The organism is Pseudomonas sp. AC229, from assembly GCF_979254655.1.
Genome location: NZ_CEEDHK010000020.1, coordinates 39,719 through 62,609, shown reverse-complemented (window position 1 = coordinate 62,609; position 22,891 = coordinate 39,719). Strand labels below are relative to the sequence as shown.

18 protein-coding genes are annotated in these 22,891 nt (G+C 61.8%); 2 read left to right on the top strand and 16 right to left on the bottom strand.

The genetic code is table 11. From position 1 onward, the window contains the following. The first annotated feature begins 190 nt into the window (after window positions 1–190). Window positions 191–1,531 carry a sensor histidine kinase gene (locus tag AC0IW7_RS23125; RefSeq protein WP_471821122.1) on the top strand — a complete coding sequence of 447 codons (1,341 nt, stop codon included), beginning with the start codon at window positions 191–193 and terminating at the stop codon, window positions 1,529–1,531. 86 nt (window positions 1,532–1,617) lie between these two features. Here AC0IW7_RS23125 and AC0IW7_RS23120 read toward each other — a convergent pair whose 3' ends face one another. The 3 genes from AC0IW7_RS23120 to zwf are packed head-to-tail and all read right to left on the bottom strand — an operon-like array spanning window position 1,618 to window position 4,463. Beyond that, the gene (locus tag AC0IW7_RS23120) at window positions 1,618–2,289 is read right to left on the bottom strand and encodes a bifunctional 4-hydroxy-2-oxoglutarate aldolase/2-dehydro-3-deoxy-phosphogluconate aldolase (protein ID WP_471821120.1); all 672 of its coding nucleotides are present in this window, start codon (window positions 2,287–2,289) and stop codon (window positions 1,618–1,620) included. Between the two features lies 1 nt (window position 2,290). Further along, window positions 2,291–3,007, bottom strand: a complete 717-nt coding sequence (gene pgl, locus AC0IW7_RS23115; RefSeq protein ID WP_471821118.1) for a 6-phosphogluconolactonase — start codon at window positions 3,005–3,007, stop codon at window positions 2,291–2,293. Continuing rightward, a complete protein-coding gene (zwf, locus tag AC0IW7_RS23110; protein ID WP_471821116.1) occupies window positions 2,994–4,463 on the bottom strand; it encodes a glucose-6-phosphate dehydrogenase in 1,470 nt (489 codons plus the stop codon). The genes pgl and zwf overlap by 14 nt, the downstream gene beginning before the upstream one ends. 211 nt (window positions 4,464–4,674) lie before the next feature. Here zwf and AC0IW7_RS23105 point away from each other — a divergent pair, with 211 nt between their 5' ends. Beyond that, on the top strand, window positions 4,675–5,535 hold the full coding sequence (locus tag AC0IW7_RS23105; protein ID WP_205898642.1) for a MurR/RpiR family transcriptional regulator: 861 nt from the start codon (window positions 4,675–4,677) through the stop codon (window positions 5,533–5,535). Window positions 5,536–5,632: 97 nt separating this feature from the next. On the opposite strand, the gene AC0IW7_RS23100 is transcribed toward AC0IW7_RS23105, so the two are convergent. From AC0IW7_RS23100 to AC0IW7_RS23040, 13 genes are all read right to left on the bottom strand, one after another. Further along, window positions 5,633–6,481, bottom strand: a complete 849-nt coding sequence (locus tag AC0IW7_RS23100; RefSeq protein WP_471821126.1) for a D-hexose-6-phosphate mutarotase — start codon at window positions 6,479–6,481, stop codon at window positions 5,633–5,635. An 85-nt stretch (window positions 6,482–6,566) separates the two neighbouring features. Next, on the bottom strand, window positions 6,567–7,781 hold the full coding sequence (locus tag AC0IW7_RS23095; RefSeq protein WP_471821124.1) for a carbohydrate porin: 1,215 nt from the start codon (window positions 7,779–7,781) through the stop codon (window positions 6,567–6,569). A gap of 179 nt (window positions 7,782–7,960) precedes the next feature. Then, the gene (locus AC0IW7_RS23090) at window positions 7,961–9,124 is read right to left on the bottom strand and encodes an ABC transporter ATP-binding protein (protein WP_463382901.1); all 1,164 of its coding nucleotides are present in this window, start codon (window positions 9,122–9,124) and stop codon (window positions 7,961–7,963) included. 3 nt (window positions 9,125–9,127) lie between these two features. After that, entirely contained in the window at window positions 9,128–9,973 is an 846-nt protein-coding gene (locus AC0IW7_RS23085; RefSeq protein WP_122496522.1) for a carbohydrate ABC transporter permease, read from the bottom strand. 19 nt (window positions 9,974–9,992) lie between these two features. After that, the gene (locus AC0IW7_RS23080; protein ID WP_122495602.1) at window positions 9,993–10,901 is read right to left on the bottom strand and encodes a carbohydrate ABC transporter permease; all 909 of its coding nucleotides are present in this window, start codon (window positions 10,899–10,901) and stop codon (window positions 9,993–9,995) included. Window positions 10,902–11,033: 132 nt separating this feature from the next. Next, window positions 11,034–12,326 carry an ABC transporter substrate-binding protein gene (locus AC0IW7_RS23075; RefSeq protein ID WP_471821114.1) on the bottom strand — a complete coding sequence of 431 codons (1,293 nt, stop codon included), beginning with the start codon at window positions 12,324–12,326 and terminating at the stop codon, window positions 11,034–11,036. Between the two features lie 126 nt (window positions 12,327–12,452). Beyond that, window positions 12,453–13,721, bottom strand: coding sequence for a D-mannose isomerase (locus AC0IW7_RS23070; RefSeq protein ID WP_471821112.1), 1,269 nt, complete (start codon window positions 13,719–13,721; stop codon window positions 12,453–12,455). A gap of 310 nt (window positions 13,722–14,031) precedes the next feature. Continuing rightward, on the bottom strand, window positions 14,032–15,003 hold the full coding sequence (epsC, locus tag AC0IW7_RS23065) for a serine O-acetyltransferase EpsC (protein ID WP_471821110.1): 972 nt from the start codon (window positions 15,001–15,003) through the stop codon (window positions 14,032–14,034). A gap of 186 nt (window positions 15,004–15,189) precedes the next feature. Further along, window positions 15,190–16,188, bottom strand: a complete 999-nt coding sequence (locus AC0IW7_RS23060; protein WP_471821108.1) for a TauD/TfdA family dioxygenase — start codon at window positions 16,186–16,188, stop codon at window positions 15,190–15,192. Then, window positions 16,185–17,576, bottom strand: a complete 1,392-nt coding sequence (locus AC0IW7_RS23055) for a diaminobutyrate--2-oxoglutarate transaminase (protein ID WP_471821106.1) — start codon at window positions 17,574–17,576, stop codon at window positions 16,185–16,187. The genes AC0IW7_RS23060 and AC0IW7_RS23055 overlap by 4 nt, the downstream gene beginning before the upstream one ends. 780 nt (window positions 17,577–18,356) lie before the next feature. Continuing rightward, window positions 18,357–19,250, bottom strand: a complete 894-nt coding sequence (locus AC0IW7_RS23050; protein WP_471821104.1) for a TauD/TfdA dioxygenase family protein — start codon at window positions 19,248–19,250, stop codon at window positions 18,357–18,359. A 54-nt stretch (window positions 19,251–19,304) separates the two neighbouring features. Further along, the gene (locus AC0IW7_RS23045) at window positions 19,305–20,213 is read right to left on the bottom strand and encodes a TauD/TfdA dioxygenase family protein (RefSeq protein ID WP_471821103.1); all 909 of its coding nucleotides are present in this window, start codon (window positions 20,211–20,213) and stop codon (window positions 19,305–19,307) included. Between the two features lie 49 nt (window positions 20,214–20,262). Next, entirely contained in the window at window positions 20,263–22,674 is a 2,412-nt protein-coding gene (locus tag AC0IW7_RS23040; protein ID WP_471821101.1) for a TonB-dependent receptor, read from the bottom strand. Window positions 22,675–22,891 lie beyond the last annotated feature (217 nt).

Genomic DNA, 22,891 nt, shown 5'->3' with positions numbered 1-22,891 from the left:
TGTGAGTCGGGGGCGGGTTGACGGTTAGTTGAGTCGTTCCCGGATTTGCGCATGGCTTGGGACGCTGGATCCAGAATTTTGGACGTTGCACAGGCTTCAAACAGTCAACCATCTGCCACTAACATTGATCCGCCCCCAACCCAACCGAGCCCTCCTCGGCTGGGTTTTTGTCCGTTAACAAGGAGTCCACGTGCGCTCACTCTTTTGGCGAATCTTCGCCAGTTTCTGGCTGGCCATTGTGCTGGTAGCCGGCCTGTCGATGCTGCTGGGTCGGGTGTTGAACCAGGACGCCTGGATTCTCAGCCAGCACCCGGCGCTGCAAGGCGTGCCGGAGAATTGGGTGCGCATTTATGAGAGTGAGGGCCAGCAGGCGGCGCAGGATTATCTGGAGCAGCGCAAACGCGATTTCCATATCGACACGCAGGTGCTGGATGACAACGGCAACGCGCTGATTCAAGGCACCTTCCCGCGCCGCGCCGCTGCCTTTGAAAAGCGCCAACACGACGATCCGCGCCGCCTGCCTTGGCGCCGGATTACGGCGGATTACACCAGCCCCAGCGGCGAAACCTATCTATTTATCTACCGCATCCCGCACCCGGAACTGGACAACTGGCACCGTGGCAGCCTGCTCTGGCCGTTGAGTGCGTTGTTTATTGCCTTGGTGGTGCTCACGGCCCTGAGCCTGCTGCTGACGTTGTCGATCACCCGTCCGCTCGGCCAATTGCGGGGCGCGGTGCATGACCTCGGACAAGCGGCGTATCAGCAACACACGCTGGCGCGGCTGGCGAATCGGCGTGATGAGTTTGGCGTGCTGGCCGGCGACTTCAATCGCATGGGCGAGCGTTTGCAGGATTTGATCACCAGCCAGCGCCAGCTGCTGCGCGATGTTTCCCACGAACTGCGTTCACCACTGGCGCGTCTGCGCATTGCCTTGGCGTTGGCCGAACGCGCCGGGCCGGAGGAACGGGCGAAGCTGTGGCCGCGCCTGGAGCGCGAGTGCGATCGGTTGGAAGCGTTGATTAGCGAAATTCTGGCGCTGGCGCGGATGGACGCCAACCTCGGTGCCCCGCAGCCAGTGGACGCCGCCGCGCTGCTGAATAACCGCCAGGAAGAAGCACAGCTCAATGAGGCCGAGCAAACGGTGACGGTAGAGGTTGAACCGGGCCTGACGCTGTCCGGCTGGCCAGACATGCTCGAGCGCGCGCTGGACAATCTGCTGCGCAACGCTCTGCGCTTCAACCCGGCGGGGCAGCCCATCGAATTGCATGCGGAGCGTGTGGGAGAGCAGGTGCGCTTGAGCGTGCGCGACCATGGCCCGGGCGTGCTGCCCGAACATGTGGCGCGACTGGGGGAACCGTTTTTCCGCGCGCCAGAGCAAAGTGCGCCGGGCCATGGTTTGGGCTTGGCGATTGCCCGTCGGGCGGCGGAACGGCATGGCGGCACGCTGGAGCTGGCCAATCATGCCGATGGTGGATTTGTGGCGAGTCTGGTGTTGCCGGTTGTACATTCGGAGCAAAAGCATCGCGGCTAAAGCCGCTCCCACAGGCCGTTGGGCGCTCCTGTAGGAAGCGGCTGGGCGGCACTCCGTTTTAGCCGCGATGAAGCAAACGCAATTCTTCAGCCTTCCAACAACGCCAACGCATCCTTACTCACCTGCGTCACCCGCGCCCAATCGCCCGCCTTGGTCCACGCGCTGTCGAGCATCCAGCTACCGCCCACGCACATCACATTCGGCACAGCCATATAGGCCAACAAATTGTCGGGCTTTACGCCGCCGGTGGGGCAAAAGCGCACTTGGTTGAACGGCCCGCCAAGCGCTTTCAGTGCCGGAATACCGCCACAGGCTTCGGCGGGAAACAACTTAAAGCGCCGATAGCCCATGGCATAACCCAGCATCAAATCCGACGCCCCGCCCGCGCCCGGGAGGAACGGCACCGGGCTGTCGACGGCAAAGCGCAGCAACTCGGCGGTGCAGCCGGGGCTGACGATAAACTGGGCGCCCGCCTCCTCCGCTGCCTTGAACATCTGCGTGTCGAGAATGGTGCCGGCACCAATGCAAAGGTCCGGGCGTTCCTTGCGCAGCAGGCGAATGGCGGTGAGGCCGTGTTCCGAACGCAGGGTGATTTCCAGGGTGCGCAACCCGCCTTCGGCCAGCGCGTCGGCCATGGGCAGAATCTGCGCTTCGTTGTCGATGGTCACCACGGGAAGGATGCGCGCCTGACGGCAGATGGCATCAATCTGTGCGGTTTTTTCATCCATGCTCGGGGTCACGCTGTTGAGGAGTGTCATGTCAGGGGCACCAGTAAATAGACAGCGGCGAGCGCAGGAAGGCACGAATCGGCATGGTGTGAACGTCATCACCCGCCAATGCGGTACGCAAGGTGTCCAGCTTCGCCGGGCCTTGCAGGGCAAGAAATATCGAGCGCGCCGAACGCAGTATCGGCAGCGTCAGGGTGATGCGTTGATGCGGCACGGTCGGCGCCAGCATCGGCAGGCAGCGCTGCGGGCAATCGGCGCTGAGGGCCGAGGCCAGCAATGGGCTGTTGGGAAATAGCGAGGCGGTGTGACCGTCGTCGCCCATGCCCAGCACGAGTACATCAATCGGTTGCGGCAGTTCGCTAAGCGCCAGTTCGGCGCCGGCCACCGAGGCGTCGAGCGATGCCGGGCTGCGGTACAAGCCGATGAAATGTGCACGCGCCGCATCGCCGCGCAGCAAGTGGCGTTTGACCAACGCTTCGTTGCTGTCGCTGTGTTCGGTGGGCACCCAACGCTCGTCAGCGAGGCTGACGACAACGCGCGCCCAGTCCAGCTTTTGCGTGCTCAGCGCGTCGAGAAACGCCGCCGGGCTACGGCCGCCGGACACCACCAAACTGGCAAAATCACGTTCACGCAACGCCGCACTCAGGGCCTCGGCCACTGCTTCGGCCAGGTCGTGTGCGTGCTGTGTTGCCGATGCCTGGCTAAACGCCTGCACACCAGCGGGAAATTTCAGTTCAGAGATCGCCATACCAGGACCTCCCATCACGGGTAATCAGCGCCATAGCCGCCATGGGTCCCCAGGACCCGGCCGCATATGGCTTGGGTGGGTCGCCGAGCTGTTTCCAGCCGGCGATTAACTGGTCGCACCACAGCCAAGCGTGTTCGACCTCGTCTTTGCGCACGAACAGGTACTGGTTGCCTTGCGTCACTTCCAGCAACAGCCGTTCGTAGGCATCGGGAATGCGTGCTGCCTTGTAGGTTTCGGAGAAGTTGAGCTGCAACGGGCCGCTGCGCAGTTGCATGCCTTTATCCAGGCCCTGATCTTTGGTCATCACTTGCAGGGAAATGCCTTCGTCCGGCTGCAGACGGATGATCAGCCGGTTGCTCACCAGCGGCCGTTGTTCCGGGGCGAAGATGTAGTGCGATGACTCTTTGAAATGGATAACGATCTGCGACAGTTTCTGCGGCATGCGCTTGCCGGTGCGCAGGTAGAACGGCACGCCAGACCAGCGCCAGTTGCGAATTTCCGCGCGCACCGCCACATAGGTTTCGGTATCGCTCTGCAGGTTGGCGTTGTCTTCTTCGAGGTAGCCGGGCACCGGCTTGCCGGCGCTGCTGCCCGCCACGTACTGGCCGCGTACCACTTGGCGGCTGAGCTGTTCCGGGGTGATAGGCGCCAGCGCTTTGAGCACTTTCACTTTCTCATCGCGGATGCTGTCAGCCGACAGGTCGCTGGGCGGGTCCATGGCGATCAGGCAGAGCAGTTGCAGCAGGTGGTTCTGGATCATGTCGCGCAATTGCCCGGCCTGATCGAAATAGCCCCAGCGCCCTTCAATGCCCACCACTTCGGCCACGGTGATTTCCACGTGGGAAATGTGGTGCTGGTTCCACTGCGTTTCGAACAGGCTGTTGGCAAAGCGCAGGGCAATCAGGTTTTGCACCGTCTCTTTGCCCAGGTAATGGTCGATGCGGTAGATCTGGCTTTCCGGGAAATGCGCGGCGACGGCATCGTTGATGGCGCGCGACGACTCCAGGTTGTGGCCGATGGGTTTTTCCAGCACCACGCGGGTTTTCTCGGCCAGACCGCAGGCGGCGAGGTTGGCGCAGATGGCGCCGTAGACGAACGCGGGCGTGGCGAAATAGGCAATCAGCGTGTCGGAATCGCCCACTTCCTGAACCAGCGCGGCGTAGTCCTCCGGCTGGGCGAATTCCATGCTGATGTAGCGCAGGCGCTGGCGGAAACGTTCGAGCACTTCGCCGTCCAGGTCCATGACCGGGATGTAGCGGTGCATCCAGTCATCGATAAATGCCAGGTGTGTAGCGGGCTCGCCCTTGTCCCGGGCCAGGCAAACGATGCGCGTGTCGGCGTGCACCAAGCCGGCGCGATCAAGCTGATACAGGGCGGGAAAGAGTTTTCGCAACGCCAGGTCGCCCAGAGCGCCGAACAGGATAAGGGTGCAGGGTTTTGCAGTGATCACGGGCATGATATTTGTTCTTTTATCAAGTATTGGAAGGAATACCGCGTTAACCGGCTGAAATCAAGCTTAAATGTTGTAAACAAAACAACATTTTGCCCATCTCACTGTCGACAGTGGCCGTTTGCAGGGCCTCACAGTTAGGATAGGCCGCCCTGCCCGCGCCTCAAGCGTAGCGGCTGCAATTGGCCCGTATCACCGAGGAAACCAGATGGAACGCGTGCGTAACCTGTTGGAGCAGATCCAAAGCCGACTGGCCGAGCTGAACAAAGCCGAACGTAAAGTGGCGGAAGCCATTCTGCGCAGTCCGCAACAGGCCACCCGTTTCAGCATCGCCACCCTGGCGCAGGAAGCTCAGGTCAGTGAGCCGACGGTGAATCGCTTTTGCCGCTCGTTCGGCGTCAGCGGTTACCCCGAACTGAAAATGCAGCTGGCGCAAAGCCTGGCCAGCGGCGCTGCGTATGTAAGCCGCGCGGTGGAAGCTGACGATGTGCCAGAAGCCTATACGCAGAAGATTTTTGGCAGTGCCATCGCCTCGCTCGACAGCGCCTGCCGCCAGCTTGATCCGCAGAAAATCAGCCGCGCCGTGGACCTTCTTATTCAAGCCCGGCAAATCAACTTCTTCGGCCTCGGCGCCTCGGCCTCGGTGGCGCTGGACGCGCAGCACAAATTCTTCCGCTTCAACCTCGCCGTCACCGCCCATGCCGACGTGCTGATGCAACGCATGCTCGCCTCGGTGGCCCATACCGGCGATTTGTTCGTGATCATTTCCTACACCGGCCGCACCCGCGAACTGGTGGAAGTGGCACGCGTGGCCCGCGAAAACGGCGCCTCGGTGTTGAGCCTGACGGCAGCCAATTCGCCGCTGGCCAAGACCAGCACCTTGAGCGTGGATATTCCCCTGCCGGAGGACACCGACATTTACATGCCGATGACCTCGCGCATCATCCAGCTCACCGTGCTCGACGTACTCGCCACCGGCGTGACCCTGCGCCGAGGCGTGGATTTCCAGCCGCATTTGCGCAAGATCAAAGAGAGTTTGAACGCCAGCCGGTATCCGAATGAGGATGACCCGGGTTAATCACGCGCTGCTTTTGTAGGAGCGCGCTTGCTCGCGAACCCTGTGAACGGCGATCACCCGGCAAACCGCATCGCCCCCTTCGCGAGCAAGCTCGCTCCTACAGGAGGCGTGCGTGAAGCCTTAGCTCCGCCTCTTCCCCCGGCCCAATCGTCACGCTGTCTTCCCGGCAACTCGCCGCCTGCACTGACACAAACCCCAGCGCCTCATGCCAACCGACATCGGCCAGCGGCCTTGCGCCCGGGTGCCAGACCACGGTGTTGGCGCCGCCGCTGGTGTCGATCTGTAACCGGCGCCGCCACAGGTGATCATCCAGGTCGATGCGCCCTGCCCGCCGGTACACGCGGTGGCAGCCGTTGTCCAAACGCAGTGGGCTGTTTTGCTGGAAGTCGTCGCGCAGTAACAGGTCGTAGCCGTGGGCGCGCTCCAGGCCGCGAATCGCCACTTGCGCCATGTCGCCCACGCGCCAATAGCCGTGCAAGGCATGGCTGAGCTGGCACGGTTCGCTGTCTTGATGCTGTGTGACCAGGCGCAATTTCAGCTCGGCGCCCAGTTCGGCAAACAGCTCCACTTGCCACTCGCACAAGTCCAACCGCCAATGCAGGCGTACGCCAGTGGCGTCGGCTTCGTGGGCTATCAGCTCCCAGTCGCTGAGCCGCGCCCAACCATGGGACGGCCAGCCGCTTTCGGTCGGGTGGCGACTGAACCACGGCCAGCACACCGGCACACCGCCACGAATGGCGCCATGTTTGGGCCAGCGCGCAGCGCACCACAACCAGGGCCGTTGGCCGCGCGGTTGGAAATGCAGCAGCTGCCCGCCCTGCCGGCTGAACACCGCCTCGCAGGTGGGATGGCTGATTAGAAAAAGGTCGCGCTCCTGATGGCGCGTCCAACTGAAAAGGGGCTTGCCGGCGTCAGCCAGCAGCGCGTGCAGAGGGTTGTCCTCTATGCGCATCTGCTCGCTGGCCGCCACAAGTTCCGGGCGCGGCACGATAGGCCTGATGGTTTTCCGGCTCATCGACCGCGCTCAGGCATCACTTCCACCAGTATTCGACTTGCGCACCAAAGTTGGAGCCGTGCAGATCGGTGCCAAAGGCGCCGGTGTCAGACAGTGCCGAACCCGCTGCGACCATGCTCGCCGAGCGCTGTGCCGCTTCGTTCCAGCTTGCGTAGGTGTAGTACAAGCGGAATTCAGGACGGGTGGTGAAGCCCGGGCCCATCGGCGACCACGTCGGGGCGATGGTGAATTTGGTCAGCTTGCGCGTACCGCCAGGGGCTTCAACCTGGTCGCGGCCCAGTTCGGTGACGAACTTGAAGGTGTCGGTAATTGCATACACCGGACGCACGCCAACGGAGAGCCAGTTCTGGTCCTGGCCGTCTTCGCGCTTGTCTTTTTCGTAGACGATTTCGAACTGACCGCCGAAATGTTTGGTCACCTGCCAATCGAAGAATTCCACCACGCGCCAGTTGGTTGCACTGTCGTCCAGCGTCGGATCGCCGGTGTAGCCCAGACCAGTGCCGGGGCCGACGCCGTATTGGAAGGCCAGGGTGTTAACGCCGCCGAGGAATTCTTTCTGTTTGTGCTGCACGGTTACCGAGTAACCGCTGTGGGCGTCGGTGCTGTCGGGCTTGTCGATGTAGCTGACGCCCACTTGCACAGTGCCGTTAGGGTTGGTGTTGAAGCCGTCGACGTTGAAGTCGTGACGGTTGATGTACGGTTCCTGGTCGTAGTTGTCTTTACGCGAGAACACGTAGCTGTACTTCAGGTCACCGATCTGAACTTCGTCGAAGCCGAAACCGGTGGCGCTCTGGTTCCAGTAGTAGAAGTCGGAGATATGGATGTCGTTTCGTTTGTAGAAACGACGACCGGCCCAGAACGAACCGCCATTGAGCGCGGGCATGTTGCTCCACTCGGCGTACATCTGGTTCATGCGGGCGAAGCCGTAGTCGCCAGTGTATTTCGGGGTTTTGTCGTACTGGTTGTAGAGCTGGGCCATGCCCTCAACGCTCAACACCGAACCGTCGTCGAGCTTGAACAGGTCCTGACGCAGGTCCAATTCAGTGTATTGCTCGCATTCGTTACCCAACCGGTATTTGGACTTCGCGCCTTGCAGCTGGAAGCACTGCTGGCCGGAACTGTTTACCGAGGTGCCAATACCGTTACGGGTATAGCCGCTGAACTCCAGGGCCTGGGCCGACCACGGGAACATTGCCAGGGCGCACGGCAGTGCCCAGAGACTTTTTTTCATTGTGCTCATATCCACTCCACTGATTTTTATTGTTGTTGCGCTTCGGATAACGGTTGCGCGTCGGTACATATCAAGGGCCCCGCCTTGCGGTGGGGGTACTGCTTAAATCGGTGTTTGCCCTATCGCGGCTAAAGCCGCTCCTACACGGTTTTGTAGGAGCGGCTTTAGCCGCGATGCTTTCAGCCTTCGCGCGGAATCAACCGCGTCACACGCCCTGCTTTCTCAGCAGGTTGCGACTTTCCCAGCAGCCCCAGGCGCTCTCCGCTTTTGGCGTCGAACAGCAGCACTTTGTCTGGGTCGAATTGCAGCTCTAGGGTGTCGCCCACACGCGGCGCCATGTCCGGTGCCAGGCGGCAGCAGACTTTGGTTTGGTTGAGGTTGACGAACACCAGGGTGTCGGGGCCGGTCGGCTCGATCACTTCCACTTCGGACAAAATGCTCGGCAGGCTGGAGCCGGCCGCAGCCAGGCAAATTTGCTCGGGGCGAATACCCAAAATCACTTCGCGGTTTTCCAGGCCTTCGTCCTGCATGGCCAGCGGCAGCTCGCAACGCGCCTGGCCGGAATCCAGCAGCGCCAGCAGGCGACCGTCGCGACGCTGCAGGCGCAGGGGAATGAAGTTCATGGGCGGCGAACCAATAAAGCTCGCCACGAACAGGTTGGCCGGGTCGTTGTAAATCTGTTGCGGGGTGCCGAATTGCTGCACCACGCCATCTTTCATCACCGCCACTTTGTCGCCCAGGGTCATGGCTTCAATCTGGTCGTGGGTGACGTAAACGGTGGTGGTTTTCAGGCGCTGGTGCATCAGCTTGATTTCGGTGCGCATCTCAACGCGCAGCTTGGCGTCGAGGTTCGACAGCGGTTCGTCGAACAGGTAAATCTTCGGCCGCCGTGCCAGCGCTCGGCCCATGGCCACGCGCTGTTGCTGGCCGCCGGAAAGCTGGCCCGGTTTGCGCGCCAGCAGGTGTTCGATTTGCAGCAGCTTGGCCACGCGGGACACTTCTTCCTCGATGGCCGCCGCGCTCATCTTGCGCATCTTCAACCCGAACGCGATGTTCTCGCGCACGTTCATGGTCGGGTACAGGGCGTACGACTGAAACACCATGGCAATGTCACGGTCTTTCGGGCTCATGCCGCTGATGTCGGCGCCGTCGACGAGAATCTCGCCACCGGTGATATTTTCCAGGCCGGCGATGCAGTTCATCAGGGTCGATTTACCGCAACCCGACGGGCCAACCAGAATCAGAAACTCGCCGGACTCGATCTTCAGTTCGATGTCTTTGAGGGTGTCCGGCAAGCCGCTGCCGTAGGTTTTCTTGACGTTTTTAAGTTCGAGAGTTGCCATGTTTCACCCCTTGACCGCGCCGGCCGTGAGTCCACGCAGGAAGTACTTGCCCGCGACGATGTAGACCAGCAGCGTTGGCAGGCCGGCGATCATCGCCGCCGCCATGTCTACGTTGTATTCCTTGGCCCCGGTGCTGGTGTTCACCAGGTTATTGAGGGCCACCGTGATCGGTTGGGCGTCGCCACTGGCGAACACCACACCAAAGAGAAAGTCGTTCCAGATCTGGGTGAACTGCCAAATGAGGCAGACCATGATGATTGGCACCGACATGGGCAGCAGAATCCGCCCGAAGATGGTGAAGAAGCCGGCGCCGTCCAGGCGCGCGGCCTTGACCAGGGCATCGGGAATCGCCACGTAGAAGTTGCGGAAAAACAGCGTGGTAAAGGCCATGCCGTAGACCACGTGAATCAGCACCAGGCCGGTGGTGGTGTTGGCCAGGCCGAGTTTGCCGAGGGTGAACGAGGCTGGCAGCAGCACGGTCTGGAACGGCAGGAAGCAACCGAACAGCAACAGACCGAAGAACAATTGCGAACCGCGGAAGCGCCACATCGACAGCACGTAGCCGTTCATGGCGCCGATAAAGGTGGAGATCAGCACCGCTGGCACGGTGATTTTCACCGAGTTCCAGAAGTAGCCGCCGACGATGTCCCAGGCCTTGATCCAGCCGATGCCGTCGATCATTTGCGGCCAGCTCAGCAGGTTTCCGGTGCGAATGTCGTCGGGGCTTTTGAAACTGGTCAGCAGCATCACCACCAGCGGCACCAGGTACACGGCGGCGGCGCCGAACAAGGTGACGTAAATCGCCAGGCGGCTGAAGCTGAACGACGTTTTACCGTACGGGCGGGCCATTGGGCTTACAGCAATGGAATCAGTCATGGCGTTTGTTCCGCAGCTCGGAGTACAGGTACGGCACCAGAATGGTCAGGATCGCGCCCAGCATCAGCATGGCGCTGGCTGAACCGATGCCCATCTGGCCGCGGCTGAAGGTGAAGGAATACATGAACATCGCCGGCAGGTCGGACGAGTAACCAGGACCGCCAGCCGTCATGGCCGCCACCAGGTCGAAGCTCTTGATCGAAATGTGCGCCAAAATCATAAAGGCGCTGAAAAACACCGGCCGCAGGCTCGGCAACACGATGCGCAGGTAGATGGTTGGCAGGCTGGCGCCGTCGACCTGAGCCGCGCGAATGATCGATTGGTCCACGCCGCGCAAACCGGCGAGGAACATCGCCATGACAAAGCCGGAGGCCTGCCACACGGCAGCGATCACCAGGCAGTACACCACGCGTTCCTGATCCACCAGCCAGTCGAGGCGGAAGCCTTCCCAGCCCCAGTCACGCAGCATTTTGTCCAGGCCAAGGCCCGGGTTAAGCAGCCATTTCCAGGCAGTACCGGTGACGATCATCGAGAGCGCCATCGGGTACAGGTAAATGGTGCGAATGAAGCCTTCTTTGCGAATGCGCTGGTCCAGCAACACCGCGAGGAACACGCCGAGTATCAGGCTGATGGCGATAAACATGCCGCCAAACAGCACCAGGTTTTTACTCGCGACCCACCAGCGGTCGTTGTCGAGCAGGCGCACGTATTGCTGCACGCCGACCCACTTGTAGCTCGGCATGAAGCTGGAATTGGTAAAGGACAGAATGAACGTCCAGAGGATGTATCCGTAGAAGCCCACCAGAATCAGCAACATGCTTGGCGCGACGACCAGTTTCGGAAGCCAGCGCTGCAAGGTGTCGAACGGTGAGGCCTTGTTAAATACCGCCACGGTGCTCATCGGCATAACCCAGTCTTAGAGAAATTCAGTCCAAACGCTCCCCGCGACGCAGGCATGGCCGTTGTCGAGGGGCTGCCGAGGCAGCAGAACGTTGGAGGTAAAGCTGCCGGCGAACCGGCAGCGGTCAAGCACTTACATGGCGGCCTTGATAGCCGAAGCCATCTGCGCACCGGCCTTGGTTGGGTCGGCGTTCTTGTCGCTCATGAAGTTGGTCACCACATCGAAGATCGCCCCTTGTACCGCCAGGGAGGTCGCCATGTTGTGGGCCATGCTTGGCTTCAGGGTGCCGGCTTTGTCGGCGGCCTTGAAGTCGGCCATAGCGGCCTGGCCACAGCTGTCGAACTTGCTCATGTCAAGGTCGTCACGCACCGGGATCGAGCCTTTGTTCTGGTTGAACACGTACTGGAATTCAGGCTCGAGAATGATCTTCGCCACTTCGTTCTGCGCAGCGATGTTGCCCGGCGTGTTGTTCTTTGCCGAGAGCTTGAACATGGCCAGCGAGTCGATGTTGTAGGTGAAGCTGCCTTGCGTACCTGGGAACGGAACGCACTCGAAGTCGGTGCCGGCTTTCTTGCCCGCCGCGCTCCACTCGCTCTTGGCCCAGTCACCCATGATTTGCATGCCGGCTTTGCCGTTGATGACCTTGGCCGCTTCCAGGTTCCAGTCCTGGCCGGTGCCGTCCGGGTCCATGTAGCCCTGGAGTTTTTTCAGGGCTTTGAACACTTCGGTCATTTTGGCGCTGGTGAGGGTGTCTTCGTCTTGCTCGATGAACGCTTTGGTGTAGCCGTCAGCACCCATGATGCTCAGCACCAGGTCTTCAAAGACGGTGCTGTCTTGCCACGGCTGACCACCGTGAGCCAACGGAATGAAACCGGCGGCCTTGAATTTTTCAGCGGCGGCGAACAGTTCGTCGAGGGTGGTCGGCGCCTTGTCGATGCCGGCTTTTTTCATCGCGACAGGGTTGATCCACAGCCAGTTAACGCGGTGAATGTTCACCGGAACGGCCACGTAGTGATCGTCGTACTTCATGGTATCGGCGACGGTTTTGGACAGCAATTTGTCCCAGTTATTGGCCTTGGACACATCGTCCAGCTCGGTCAGCAAACCGAGGGCGCCCCAGTCTTGCAGGTCAGGGCCTTTGATCTGGGCGGCGGAAGGTGGGTTGCCGGAAACGGCGCGGGTTTTCAGTACGGTCATGGCAGCAGCACCACCACCGCCGGCAACGGCGCTGTCTTTCCAGGTGTAGCCGTCTTTTTCCACCAGTTTGCGCAGCACGTCGATGGCTTTGGCTTCACCGCCAGACGTCCACCAGTGCACCACTTCTACAGTGCCTTTGGACTCTGTAGGGGCATCGGCGGCAAGGGCGCTGAGGGGGAATAGGGAGGCGAGGGAAATAACAGCGGCGAGTCGGTTGATCGCGTTCATCTGAAGTACCTTCTTGTTGTTATACAGGCAAGTCGGAAGCTTGCGTTGCGATGGATTCTAATCAAGCGTTTTAGCTCCTGAGGTAACGAAGGGACGCGTAAATGTCACAGCTCCGTGACAAAACTTTTAGGTTCGTGGCACTAGCCTGGAAAGCTCGGCCAGCGCGGCTGTGAGGCTCGGCGCCAGGCCAATTTGCGGCAGGCAAACTGCCTGATACGCGTGATACAAATCCGGTTTTCCGGCCCAAATAGTGGCCGATGGCACGTTGTGAACATCCAGCTCGTGGTGCCAGCTGCCCTGCTCGCGGTCGATGAAATAAGCCTCGATAAAATCCCAGAACCGCCGGTACCACACTTCATAACGCTGCTCGCCGGTGCGCTTGAGCAGCGCCGCCGCCGTGGCGCTCGCCTCGGCATGCACCCAATGCAAACGCGGGCGCACCACCGGCTTGTTTTGCCAATCGAGCGTGTAGACCAACCCCGGCGCGCCATCGACATTCCAGGCATAGCGGCACGCCGCGTCGAACAAACCCACCGCGTCATGCAGCAGCCAATCGGGCGCTGCGTAGTTGGCGCGTTGCAGCGAAGCTTCCAGGTGCAGCACCAACCGGGCCCATTCAAATGCATGGCCGGGCGTGGTGCCGTATGGGCGAAAACCATCGGCTGGATTGGCCAGGTTGTAATCCAGTTGCGGCTGCCATTGGCGGTCGAAATGTTCGATGACGCCGTAGCCGTTGTCGGCCGCGTGGCCATGAATCAGTCGCTCAACCATCCGCAGCGCGCGCTCTAGCCAGCGGGTTTCGCCGGTGGCGTCGGCCAGGGCGAGGAATGCTTCAGTGCCGTGCATATTGCTGTTGGCACCGCGATACGCTTCTTCGTCAGTCCAGTCGCGAGCGAAGGATTCGCGTAGCGCGCCCTCCTCCTCGCTCCAGAAATGTTCATCAATTATCTGCACCGCCTGCGCCAACAACTGCCCGGCACCGGCAGCGCCCGCTTGCAGCGCTGAGCTGGCGGCCAACGCCACGAACGCATGCAAATAAGCGGCTTTGCCAGTGTTGCCGTCGCGGTGTTCAGCCACCGCAAACCAGCCGCCATGCTCGGCATCGCGCAACGGCCCGAGCAACGCGGCGACGCCGTGCTCGACCAGCTCCAGACACCCCGGAATGCCCTGCACATGGGCCATGGCGAAACTGTGGGTCATGCGCGCCGTGTTCATGGTTTCGGCCACCGCATCGGCCGGCAAACGGCCCTGCGCATCGAGGTTGGCGAAGCCCTGCTCAACCCGAGCGGCCTTGGCAAAACTCAGCAAGCGCAGGCCCTCGGTTTGCAACCAAACATGGTGCGCGGGGGCGTGCAGCCAGCTGGAAAAATTCGCGTCGATGCGGTCGCCGGTCATGGGCGTTCCCTGTGTAAGAGGGTTGGCGTTGAGGTGCGCCAAATTCTACGCAGCGTATGAGCGAGAAATTTCGATTCAGTGCCAAGAAAAGTGTCACGGGTCTGTGACAAATGCCCGCGCTAGAGGCGCTGCGCGGATGTGGGGCGGGAATGTAAGGCGGGGTTGGTAGCTGTGCGGGGATTACGATAAACGCCGTCCGGCGCACCCTCTCCCCTAGCCCCTCTCCCCAAGGGGAGAGGGGAACTGAGCGGCGACTCGCTGGGCTCCCCTCGCCCGTTTACGGGAGAGGGGCTGGGGGAGAGGGCCGGGATCACTGACCCGCAGGCTGACTTTGCGCCGTGGCTTGGGTGACGTTGCTGCCGGCCGGCACGCTGCGCGTGAGCCAGACGTTGCCGCCGATGGTCGAGCCTTTACCCAACGTAATGCGCCCCAGAATGGTGGCGCCGGCGTAAATCACCACGTCGTCTTCCACAATCGGGTGACGCGGCTGACCTTTGTGCAGTTGGCCATTTTCGTCGGCGCTGAAACGCTTGGCGCCCAGGGTCACGGCTTGGTAAATGCGCACGTGGTTGCCGATGATCGCGGTTTCGCCGATCACCACGCCGGTGCCGTGATCAATGAAAAAGCTGTGGCCAATTTGCGCGCCCGGGTGAATGTCGATGCCGGTCGCCGAGTGCGCCAGCTCGGCACTGATACGCGCCAACAATGGCAAACCAGCGCGGTACAAATGGTGCGCCATGCGATGGTGAATCACCGCCAGGATGCCCGGATAGCACAGCAGCACTTCGTCGACGCTGCGGGCCGCCGGGTCGCCTTGGTAGGCAGCGATCACATCGGTGTCGAGCAAGCGGCGAATGCCGGGCAAGGCGCTGGCGAAATCCCGAACGATGGCCACTGCCGCCGCCTCGCCATTGGGCTCTTCGCCGCGTTGGCGCGCCGCGTAAGCGAGCTCCAGGCGCACTTGAATCAGCAGGCAGTTAAGGGCGTTGTCGAGGGTGTGGCCGACGTAGAAATCTTCGCTTTCCTGACGCAGATTGCTCGGCCCCAGCCGCATGGGAAACAGCGCGCCGATCAGGCCTTCGAGAATCTTCGCCATGGCCTGACGCGACGGCAATTCGCGCCCCACCAACTCCCGCGAACGGCCCGTGCTGCTGCGCCACTCGGCGCGCACGGCATGCAGTTCGCCGACGATTTTCTCCAGCTGCCAATTCACCGGTTGGCTGACGGCCTCGGTGGGCGTTGGCGTCAGCTTATCGAGGCCGGCATTGAGCTGTTCAGACATGGCAATCCCAAGGCACGAGGCCGAATTAGACGGGATGGCTACTCTAAGTCGCGGCTCAGATGGCGCCTAAATAATTAATTCGTTTAGGCATAGAACCAAATGAAAGGACCAGCCTTTTTGATTTTCGTAGGAACGAGCTTGCTCGCGAAGCGTTTGATTTTAAAAGCTTCGCGAGCAAGCTCGCTCCTACAAGGGCGGATCGTCGTTCGCTGCGCCATGCCCCTGCGCCATCGCCACGATCACTTTGCGTTTGCCGGTGAAGGTCGAGCGGGCGTGGGCGGCGAGCATGTTGTCGAGCATCAGCACATCGCCGGGTTGCCAGGGGAAACTGATGGCGCAACCGTCTAGCACGCTGCGGATTTCGTCGAGCAGGCTGTCTTCGATCCGGCTGCCGTCACCGTAGTAGACGTTTCGCGGCAGGTCTTCTTCGTCGACGATGTCCAGCAGGTTTTCGCGGATGTCGGCCGCCAGGTTGGAGAGGTGAAACAGGTGCGCCTGGTTGAACCATACGTCCTCCCCTGTCACCGGATGCCGCGCCACGGCTTGGCAAACCTGGCGGGTGCGCAGCTCGCCGTCGTCTTTCCATTCACAGGTGATGGCGTGGCGCGCGCAATAGGCTTCGACCACGGCTGGGTCGTCGCTGTTGAACACTTGCTCCCACGGCACGTCGAGGCCATTGCCGAAATTGCGCACGTACATCAGGCCGTGGCGGTTGAAGCGTTCGTGAATGCGCTGGGGAATGCGGCGGAAAATCTCGCGGCTGTCGGCAATTGGCGTTTCGCCACCCGTCTCGGCGGCGATCATGCTGTAGAACCAGATCTTCATCGGCCATTCACGGGTGTAGGCCTGCTCGTTGTGCAGCGGAATGCGTTGATGGGCCGGGTATTCGGTGGAGGTGTAAACGCCCTGCGTCACGTTGCTGCGCGGCGTGGAGCCGAATTCGTAATTGAGCAGGTCGTGACCAAAGCCGGCGGCGAAGGCGCGGAAACGCTCGGCGTCGCCGACCTCGAAACCGCGAAACAAAATGCCGCCCGCCTTGAGCAAATGGCTGTCCACCAGCGGCCTGATTTGCCCAAGCATTTCCAGCAAATCCAAGCCCGGTGCGGGCGCTTGAATCAGCAATGGCAGCGCACCGCCGCCGCTGAGCAGCGGCCTGATCGTCAGCGCCTGGGCAATGGCGTTCATGCCAGCGCATCCACGGCGGCGGCGAACGCCCGGGCGAAACGCGCGGCCACTTCATCGATCTGTTCGGCGCTGATTATCAGCGGCGGCAGAAAGCGCACCACGCTGCCATGGCGGCCGCCGAGTTCCAGAATCAGCCCGCGTTTGAGGCATTCCGCTTGCACCCGCGAAGCCAGCGCCGTGAATGCGGGCGGATGGCCGAGGTTATCGACGGCGCCGCGCGGGTCGACCAGCTCGACGCCAAGCATCAGGCCACGGCCACGGATGTCGCCCATCTGCGGGAAGTCGCCTTGCAGCGTGCGCAAATGCTCGCTCAGGCGTTCGCCCATGGCCGTGGCGTGGCTGGCGATGTCGTGTTCACGCAGATAGCGCAGCACGGCGGAACCCGCCGCCATGGCCATTTGGTTGCCACGGAAGGTGCCGGCATGGGCGCCGGGCGCCCAGGTGTCGAGCCACTCGCGATACACCACCACAGCCAACGGCAGGCTGCCGCCGATGGCTTTGGACAGCACCACTACATCGGGAAGGATGCCGGCGTGCTCGAAGGCAAACATTTTCCCGGTGCGGGCAAAGCCACTTTGAATTTCATCAACGATCAGGGCGATGCCGGCGCGTTCGGTGATCCGTCGCAGGCCTTGTAGCCACGCAATGTCGGCAGGAATGACACCGCCCTCGCCTTGCACCACTTCAACAATGACGGCGGCCGGCAACAGCACGCCGCCTTCGGGATCGTTGAGCAGGTTTTCCAGATAATGGAGATTGACCTGCACGCCCTGCTCGCCGCCGAGGCCAAACGGGCAACGGTAGTCGTAGGGATACGGCAAAAACTGCACGCCATTGCCGAGCACCGCCCCCAGTGGTTTTTTCGGGCCGTGGTTGCCCATCAGATTCAGCGCGCCGAGGCTCATGCCGTGGTAGCCGCCCTGGAACGACAGAATGCCGCTACGGCCGGTAGCCGTGCGCACCAGCTTCAGCGCGGCCTCCACCGCGTCGGTGCCGGTTGGGCCGCAGAACTGGATTTTCGCCTCGCGGGCTAGGGCCTCGGGCAGCACGGCGAAGAGGTCTTGCACGAACTGGTCTTTGACTGGCGTGGTCAGGTCGAGGGTATGCAGCGGCAGTTCGTCGTTGAGCACCTGGCGAATAGCGTCGATCACCACCGGATGGTTGTGACCCAACGCCAGGGTTCCAGCGCCCGCAAGGCAGTCGATAAAGGTGCGGCCTTCGACGTCTTCCACGTAGATGCCACGGGCGCGCTTGAGCGCCAGTGGGATGCGCCGCGGGTAGCTACGGGCGTTGGATTCCTGGCGCTTTTGCCGCGCCAGCAGTGGGCTTTCTTCGAAGTGGTAAAGCGCTTCTTCCGGGGCGGTTACACGCGAGGCGGCGACTTGCATGGGGTGTGGAACTCCGTGGGTAGGCAGCGACGCAACCAAAGGCGCGCCCGCGCGTTCGGTGGCTGTTGGAAGAAGGGACGTGTGGGTGGGGGGGGAAATTTAGGCGGAAAGGGTTTTCCGCTGGGGAAAAGTGGGCAGGTATTCAGACCTGACTCATCAGTCGAAAAAAACCTCCGTCATCCTCGCGCAGGTCCAGAATTTCCAGTCGTACACCGTGTGAAGTGCGGCGCTATTCGTTACCGCGCGTGCTGATCTGACTCATCACTCGAAAAAAACCTCCGTCATCCTCGCGCACGCGGGGATCCAGAGTCTCAAGCCGTACACCGGTGTGAAGTGCGCAGGTATTCATTACCGCGTGTGCTGAACGTTTTTGTTTCGCGCCTTACGCGCGAGTCCCTTTTTTCAGTCGCCAAAAAAGGAACCAAAAACGCTGCCCCTACCTTGGCCTTCCGCTGCGCTCCAGGTCCCCTCACTCCGTCGCCGCTCCGGGGGCACGGCGAGACGGGCCATCCATGGCCCGACACGCCTTTCGCGGCTCCCGGCCGCTCAACCCCCTCCGCGTCGACTCCATTCGGCCTGCGATGAATGGGGCGGGTAGATCACAAGCCAGATCACAATCAAAAGCCTGTAAAGCGAGATCAACAACATCGCGGCTAAAGCCGCTCCCACAGATCGCATCAGACCCGTGGGAGCGGCTTTAGCCGCGATCCCTGGAAACGGTGTTCTTGGAGCCGGCGGCTCCCTTGAGATCACAAGCCGCGATCCCTGAAAACACCAATCTCAAAACGGCCGACTCCCCGCCAAGCTGATCCGTTTGAGGTTGCGCCGCTCTTTAGCGTCGAAGGCGTTGCGGGCATGCAGGGTGGCTTGGTTGTCCCAGTAGACGATGTCGCCGACTTGCCATTTGTGGGTGTAGTAGAGCGCGGGGTTTTGCAGGTGTTGGCGCAGACGGGCGATCAGTTCTTGGCCTTTTTCGGGGTCGTAGCCGGGAATTTCTACTTCGGTATGGACGCTGAGGAAGAGCAGTTTTTTGCCGCTGTCGGGGTGCACGCGCACCAGCGGATGCTCGGTGCCTTGGATGGGTTCGATGTCGGGCGTTCGATAGGTGACGAAGGTGCCGCCGTAGCCACCGCTTTTCAGGCGTACGAAGGGGTTGTAGTTGATCAGGCGCAGGCCGTCGATTTCGGCTTTGGTGGTTTCCGGCAGCGTTTCGTAAGCCAGGGCCAGGTTGGTCCAACTGGTCTCCCCGCCTTTGCTCGGCACCTCCAGGGCGTAGAGCAACGAGCCGGCTGAGGGCGTTGGCGTCCATTGGTGGTCGCTGTGGGCGGGCAAGGCGAAGTTGCCCAGTTCGCCGCCTTCGGTGTTGGCCACACGAACGATGGCCGGCGCTTTGCCGTCGGCGCCGGAGGACAGTACGGGAATGTCGGCTGGCGGCTGGAATACCGAGCCGAAGTAGCTGGTGAAGTGCAGGTACTGCGGGTCGTCCAGTTGCTGATTTTTGAAGATCAGAATGTGGTGATCGCGCAGGGCTTGTTTCAGCGCCAGCACCTGCTCGGCGGTCAACGGTTGGCGGGCGTCGAGGCCGTGCACTTCGGCGCCCAGCGGGGCGCCTTGCAGTGGCACGATGGCGAAGGCGGGTTCGGTGTGGCGCAACGCGGTGGCGGCGTGGCTCATGGGGCAATTCTCCAGGTGAAAAGGCCCGCCGCGCTCGACGGGCCAGGAACGGGCTCAGGCTTTTTTGATGGTGTGGCTGCGCTGACCGTTAACGCCGTAGGGCACTTCGCCGTGCAGGGTCACGCGGCGCACGATGCGCGACTGGTTGCCGTAGTCGTCGACGGCGTAATGCTGGGTGGAGCGGTTGTCCCAGATGGCCACGTCGCCCACTTGCCAGGTCCAGCGCACGGTGTTTTCCAGGCGCGTGACGTGGCTTTGCAACAGGTTGAACAGGTGCGCCGAGTCTGGCGCGCTGTAGCCTTTGATGCGTTTGACGAAATGCCCGAGCAACAAGCTGCGCTCGCCGCTGACCGGGTGCACGCGCACCACTGGGTGCTCGGTTTCGTAGACGGTGGAGGTGAACACCTGGCGGTAGTGCTCGGCCGCTTCGACCTGGGCGTTGGGCTTGATGGCGGCGTAGTCGTATTCGTTGCTGTGGATGGCCACCAGTTTGTCGGCCAGCTCTTTCAGCTCGCTCGGCAAGTGTTCGTAGGCGGTGGCGGTGTTGGCCCAGGTGGTGTCGCCGCCGTATTCGGGTACGACTACCGAACGCAGAATCGAGGCTTTCGGGTAGGCGTCGACGAAAGTGACGTCGGTGTGCCACGAGCTGGCGCGCGCGCCTTTGGCGGAGTCCAGTTCAAGCAGGTAATGGGTGCCGTCTACCACCGGCACGGTCGGGTGTGCCACGGGTTCGCCGAGCAGTTTGGCGAAGGCTTCCTGGCTGGCGTCGTCGAGATGAGTCTGGCCACGGAAGAAGATGACTTTGTGTTCGACCAGTGCTTGCTGGATGGCGGCGACGGTGTCGGCATCCAGGTCGGCGGACAATTTCACGCCGCGAATTTCGGCGCCGATTCGGCCGGCCACGCGGCGAATGTCCAGGTGCAGGGTGTTGCTCAGGGGAGTGGCCAGTGCTGCATTGCTCATGGGTGGTTCCTCGCTTTCGGCTTGGTTTTTTTGGGGGGCAGGCTCGGGGTTAAAAGTCGTAACGCAGGGTCACGCCGGCAGTGCGCGGCTGACCCACTGACGCGGTGTAGGCGCCGTTCAGGTAGGCAAAGGCGCTCAGGTAATACTCTTTGTCGGTGGCGTTTTTCAGCCACAAGGAGGCGTCGAGCTGGCCGTCGCCGAGGTCGGTGCGCACCCCGGTCGAAAGGTTGACCAGGCCGTAGCCGTCGATTCGCGAGAGGTCGGAGTTGTCCAGCGTGCCTTCGGCTTCGGAGCGGTACGAATAGCTGGCGTTGACGTACGGTTCGAAGCCGCCGTCGGTTTGCCATTTGTATTCACCGTTGATGTTGCCGATCCACTTCGAGGCGCCGACCACGGGCTCGCCGGTGAGATCGCACGTGGCTGGCGCACCGGGTGCCGTGGACACTTCGCCAGGGCATGGGGCGTTTTCGAACGACAGGTAGGTGACGTCGTTGTACGAGCCGTTGACGTTCACGGTCAGGCCGCGCGTCAGCAGCGCGGTGGCTTCGAATTCCACGCCACGGCTGCGCACGCTGCCGGCGTTGGCGAGTACTTGTACGAGGTTGGTGCTGCCGGCCGGTTGATAGAGCGTGGTGGCCTGGTAGCCGTGGATGCCGGTCCAGAACAGGTTGGCGTTCAGCAACAGTCGGCGGTCCAGCAATGTGCTTTTGAAGCCCAACTCGGCATCGTTGGCGCGCTCAGGGCCGACCAGCAAGGAGTCAGCGCCAGCCGTTGGCGCGCTGGCGACAGCCAGGTTCACGCCGCCGGATTTCTCGCCATGGGACAGGCTGGCGTAGCCCAACACTTCGTCGCTGAATTTGTAGCTCAGGCTCAACAGCCCCGATGGCGACGCGTTGTGCAGGCTCAGGTCGCCAGAGTCGTAGGCGCCCAATTGACGGTTGCGCACGGTCAGCCCGGCACCCGTAACAGGCGCCCCGCCCTCTGACGCGAAACGTTCGACCTTGGCTTGTTTCTCTTCATAGGTGCCGCGTAACCCGGCGGTGAAGTCCAGGCGGTCGGTGAGGTGGAAGGTGCCCTGGCCGAACAGCGCGTAGCTGTCGGTAACCACTTTGCCGTTGGCTTTGGTCGACACGTTATTCAGCGCGCCCAAGCTGTTCTGCGGGCTTGGTAGCAGGAAACGGTCGGCGTCGGGGCCGTAGTCGGTGAAGGTTTTGTTGCCCAGGTTCGAATTGAAAACGTAGGCACCGACCACGTAATCGAAGAAGCCGCCGGTGGGCGATGCCAGGCGAAATTCCTGAGAGAACTGGCGGTCGTGAACTTCCACGCCGGTGTTGTTGATGGCCGACACGTCGAGGCTTTCGTCGTTGGCCGGGGTGAAATGCCAATAGCGGTAGGCACTGACCGAGGTGAGCGTGTAGCCGCCATTGAGGTTCCAGTTCGCCTCTACCGAACTGCCGCCCTGGTGCACGCTAACGTTTTGCCGACCATTGATATTCACCACCTGGCGATCACGGTCGTACACCGGCGAGGCGCCGACCAGCGCCGCACGGCTGCGGTACAGCGCCGGCGCGCCGTAGACGACCATGGTGCCGGTGCTGGAATCCTCCTCGTTGTAGTCGTTGATCCAGCGCAGGCTGAAATCGTCGTTGGGCTGGAACAACAACTGCCCGCGCACGCCCTGGCGCTCGCCGCCGTTGAGGTCGTCGCCGTTATAAATGTTGTGGGTGTAACCGTCGTCGCGGGTGCGGTAGGCCGACAGGCGCCCGGCCAGGGTGTCGGTCAGGCCGCCGGATACGGTGCCCTTGCCTTGGAAATAGCCGTTCTCGCCGCCCGACACTTCCACCGTGCGCTCGGGGCTGAAGGTGGGTTTTTTCGTGCTGATATTGAGCACGCCGGCCGTGGTGTTCTTGCCAAACAACGTGCCTTGCGGGCCGCGCAGCAGTTCGATTTGTTCGATGTCGAGCATGTCGAACACGGCCATGCCGGGGCGGCCCAGGTAGACGTTGTCGAGGTAAATGCCGGCGCTGCCTTCCAGGCCGTCACTGGCCGGGTTATTGCCGATGCCGCGCACCGCCACGCTGGATTGGCGCGCATGAATAAAGGCGACGTTGACGCTGGGCAGCACTTGCTGCAAATCCTGCACGCGGTAGATGCGCTGGGTTTCCAGAGTCGCGCCGCTGAGGGTGGTGATCGGTGTGGGCACGTCTTGCGCGTCTTCTTCGCGGCGTCGGGCGGTGACGGTGACTTTCTGCAGGGCCGTATCGCTTTTTGCGGTTTTGCCGGCAGTCGCCGTGGCAGCGGCGCCCTCCTCGCTGGCGGCGGTATCGACGGTTTCGCTGGCCCAGGCACCGGCACTGCTCAGGGCCAACATCAGGGTCAGGGCATAGTCCGGCGTGGCCAAGCGGCTCAGGTTCAGGGGCCGCGCCAGGCGCTGGGTAAACGGGTGACGGGTCGAACGCATCGTGTACATCCTTATTTGCTCGTTTGCCCGAATAGCGGGCAAAACGATCCCCCACCGCGCAATCGCGGTGCTCGAAAAATTGGCTGGGTTAACGGGGCGAGTACGTGGGGCGCGAAGCCTACGTCTGCCGGTTTTTCAGGCCTGGCAACACATGCACAGGCGAGCGGCGCGGTCGTCGCGGGCTAGACGCGAACGGTGATAAAGCGAATTGCAGTGC

What these genes read in the sequence shown, in the direction of transcription:
- AC0IW7_RS23120 (WP_471821120.1), bottom strand. Translation starts at nt 2,289, where the DNA reads ATGACACTCCTCAACAGCGTGACCCCGAGCATGGATGAAAAAACCGCA.
- pgl (WP_471821118.1), bottom strand. Translation starts at nt 3,007, where the DNA reads ATGGCGATCTCTGAACTGAAATTTCCCGCTGGTGTGCAGGCGTTTAGC.
- zwf (WP_471821116.1), bottom strand. Translation starts at nt 4,463, where the DNA reads ATGCCCGTGATCACTGCAAAACCCTGCACCCTTATCCTGTTCGGCGCT.
- AC0IW7_RS23095 (WP_471821124.1), bottom strand. Translation starts at nt 7,781, where the DNA reads ATGAAAAAAAGTCTCTGGGCACTGCCGTGCGCCCTGGCAATGTTCCCG.
- AC0IW7_RS23090 (WP_463382901.1), bottom strand. Translation starts at nt 9,124, where the DNA reads ATGGCAACTCTCGAACTTAAAAACGTCAAGAAAACCTACGGCAGCGGC.
- AC0IW7_RS23085 (WP_122496522.1), bottom strand. Translation starts at nt 9,973, where the DNA reads ATGGCCCGCCCGTACGGTAAAACGTCGTTCAGCTTCAGCCGCCTGGCG.
- AC0IW7_RS23080 (WP_122495602.1), bottom strand. Translation starts at nt 10,901, where the DNA reads ATGAGCACCGTGGCGGTATTTAACAAGGCCTCACCGTTCGACACCTTG.
- AC0IW7_RS23075 (WP_471821114.1), bottom strand. Translation starts at nt 12,326, where the DNA reads ATGAACGCGATCAACCGACTCGCCGCTGTTATTTCCCTCGCCTCCCTA.
- AC0IW7_RS23070 (WP_471821112.1), bottom strand. Translation starts at nt 13,721, where the DNA reads ATGACCGGCGACCGCATCGACGCGAATTTTTCCAGCTGGCTGCACGCC.
- epsC (WP_471821110.1), bottom strand. Translation starts at nt 15,003, where the DNA reads ATGTCTGAACAGCTCAATGCCGGCCTCGATAAGCTGACGCCAACGCCC.
- AC0IW7_RS23060 (WP_471821108.1), bottom strand. Translation starts at nt 16,188, where the DNA reads ATGAACGCCATTGCCCAGGCGCTGACGATCAGGCCGCTGCTCAGCGGC.
- AC0IW7_RS23055 (WP_471821106.1), bottom strand. Translation starts at nt 17,576, where the DNA reads ATGCAAGTCGCCGCCTCGCGTGTAACCGCCCCGGAAGAAGCGCTTTAC.
- AC0IW7_RS23050 (WP_471821104.1), bottom strand. Translation starts at nt 19,250, where the DNA reads ATGAGCCACGCCGCCACCGCGTTGCGCCACACCGAACCCGCCTTCGCC.
- AC0IW7_RS23045 (WP_471821103.1), bottom strand. Translation starts at nt 20,213, where the DNA reads ATGAGCAATGCAGCACTGGCCACTCCCCTGAGCAACACCCTGCACCTG.
- AC0IW7_RS23040 (WP_471821101.1), bottom strand. Translation starts at nt 22,674, where the DNA reads ATGCGTTCGACCCGTCACCCGTTTACCCAGCGCCTGGCGCGGCCCCTG.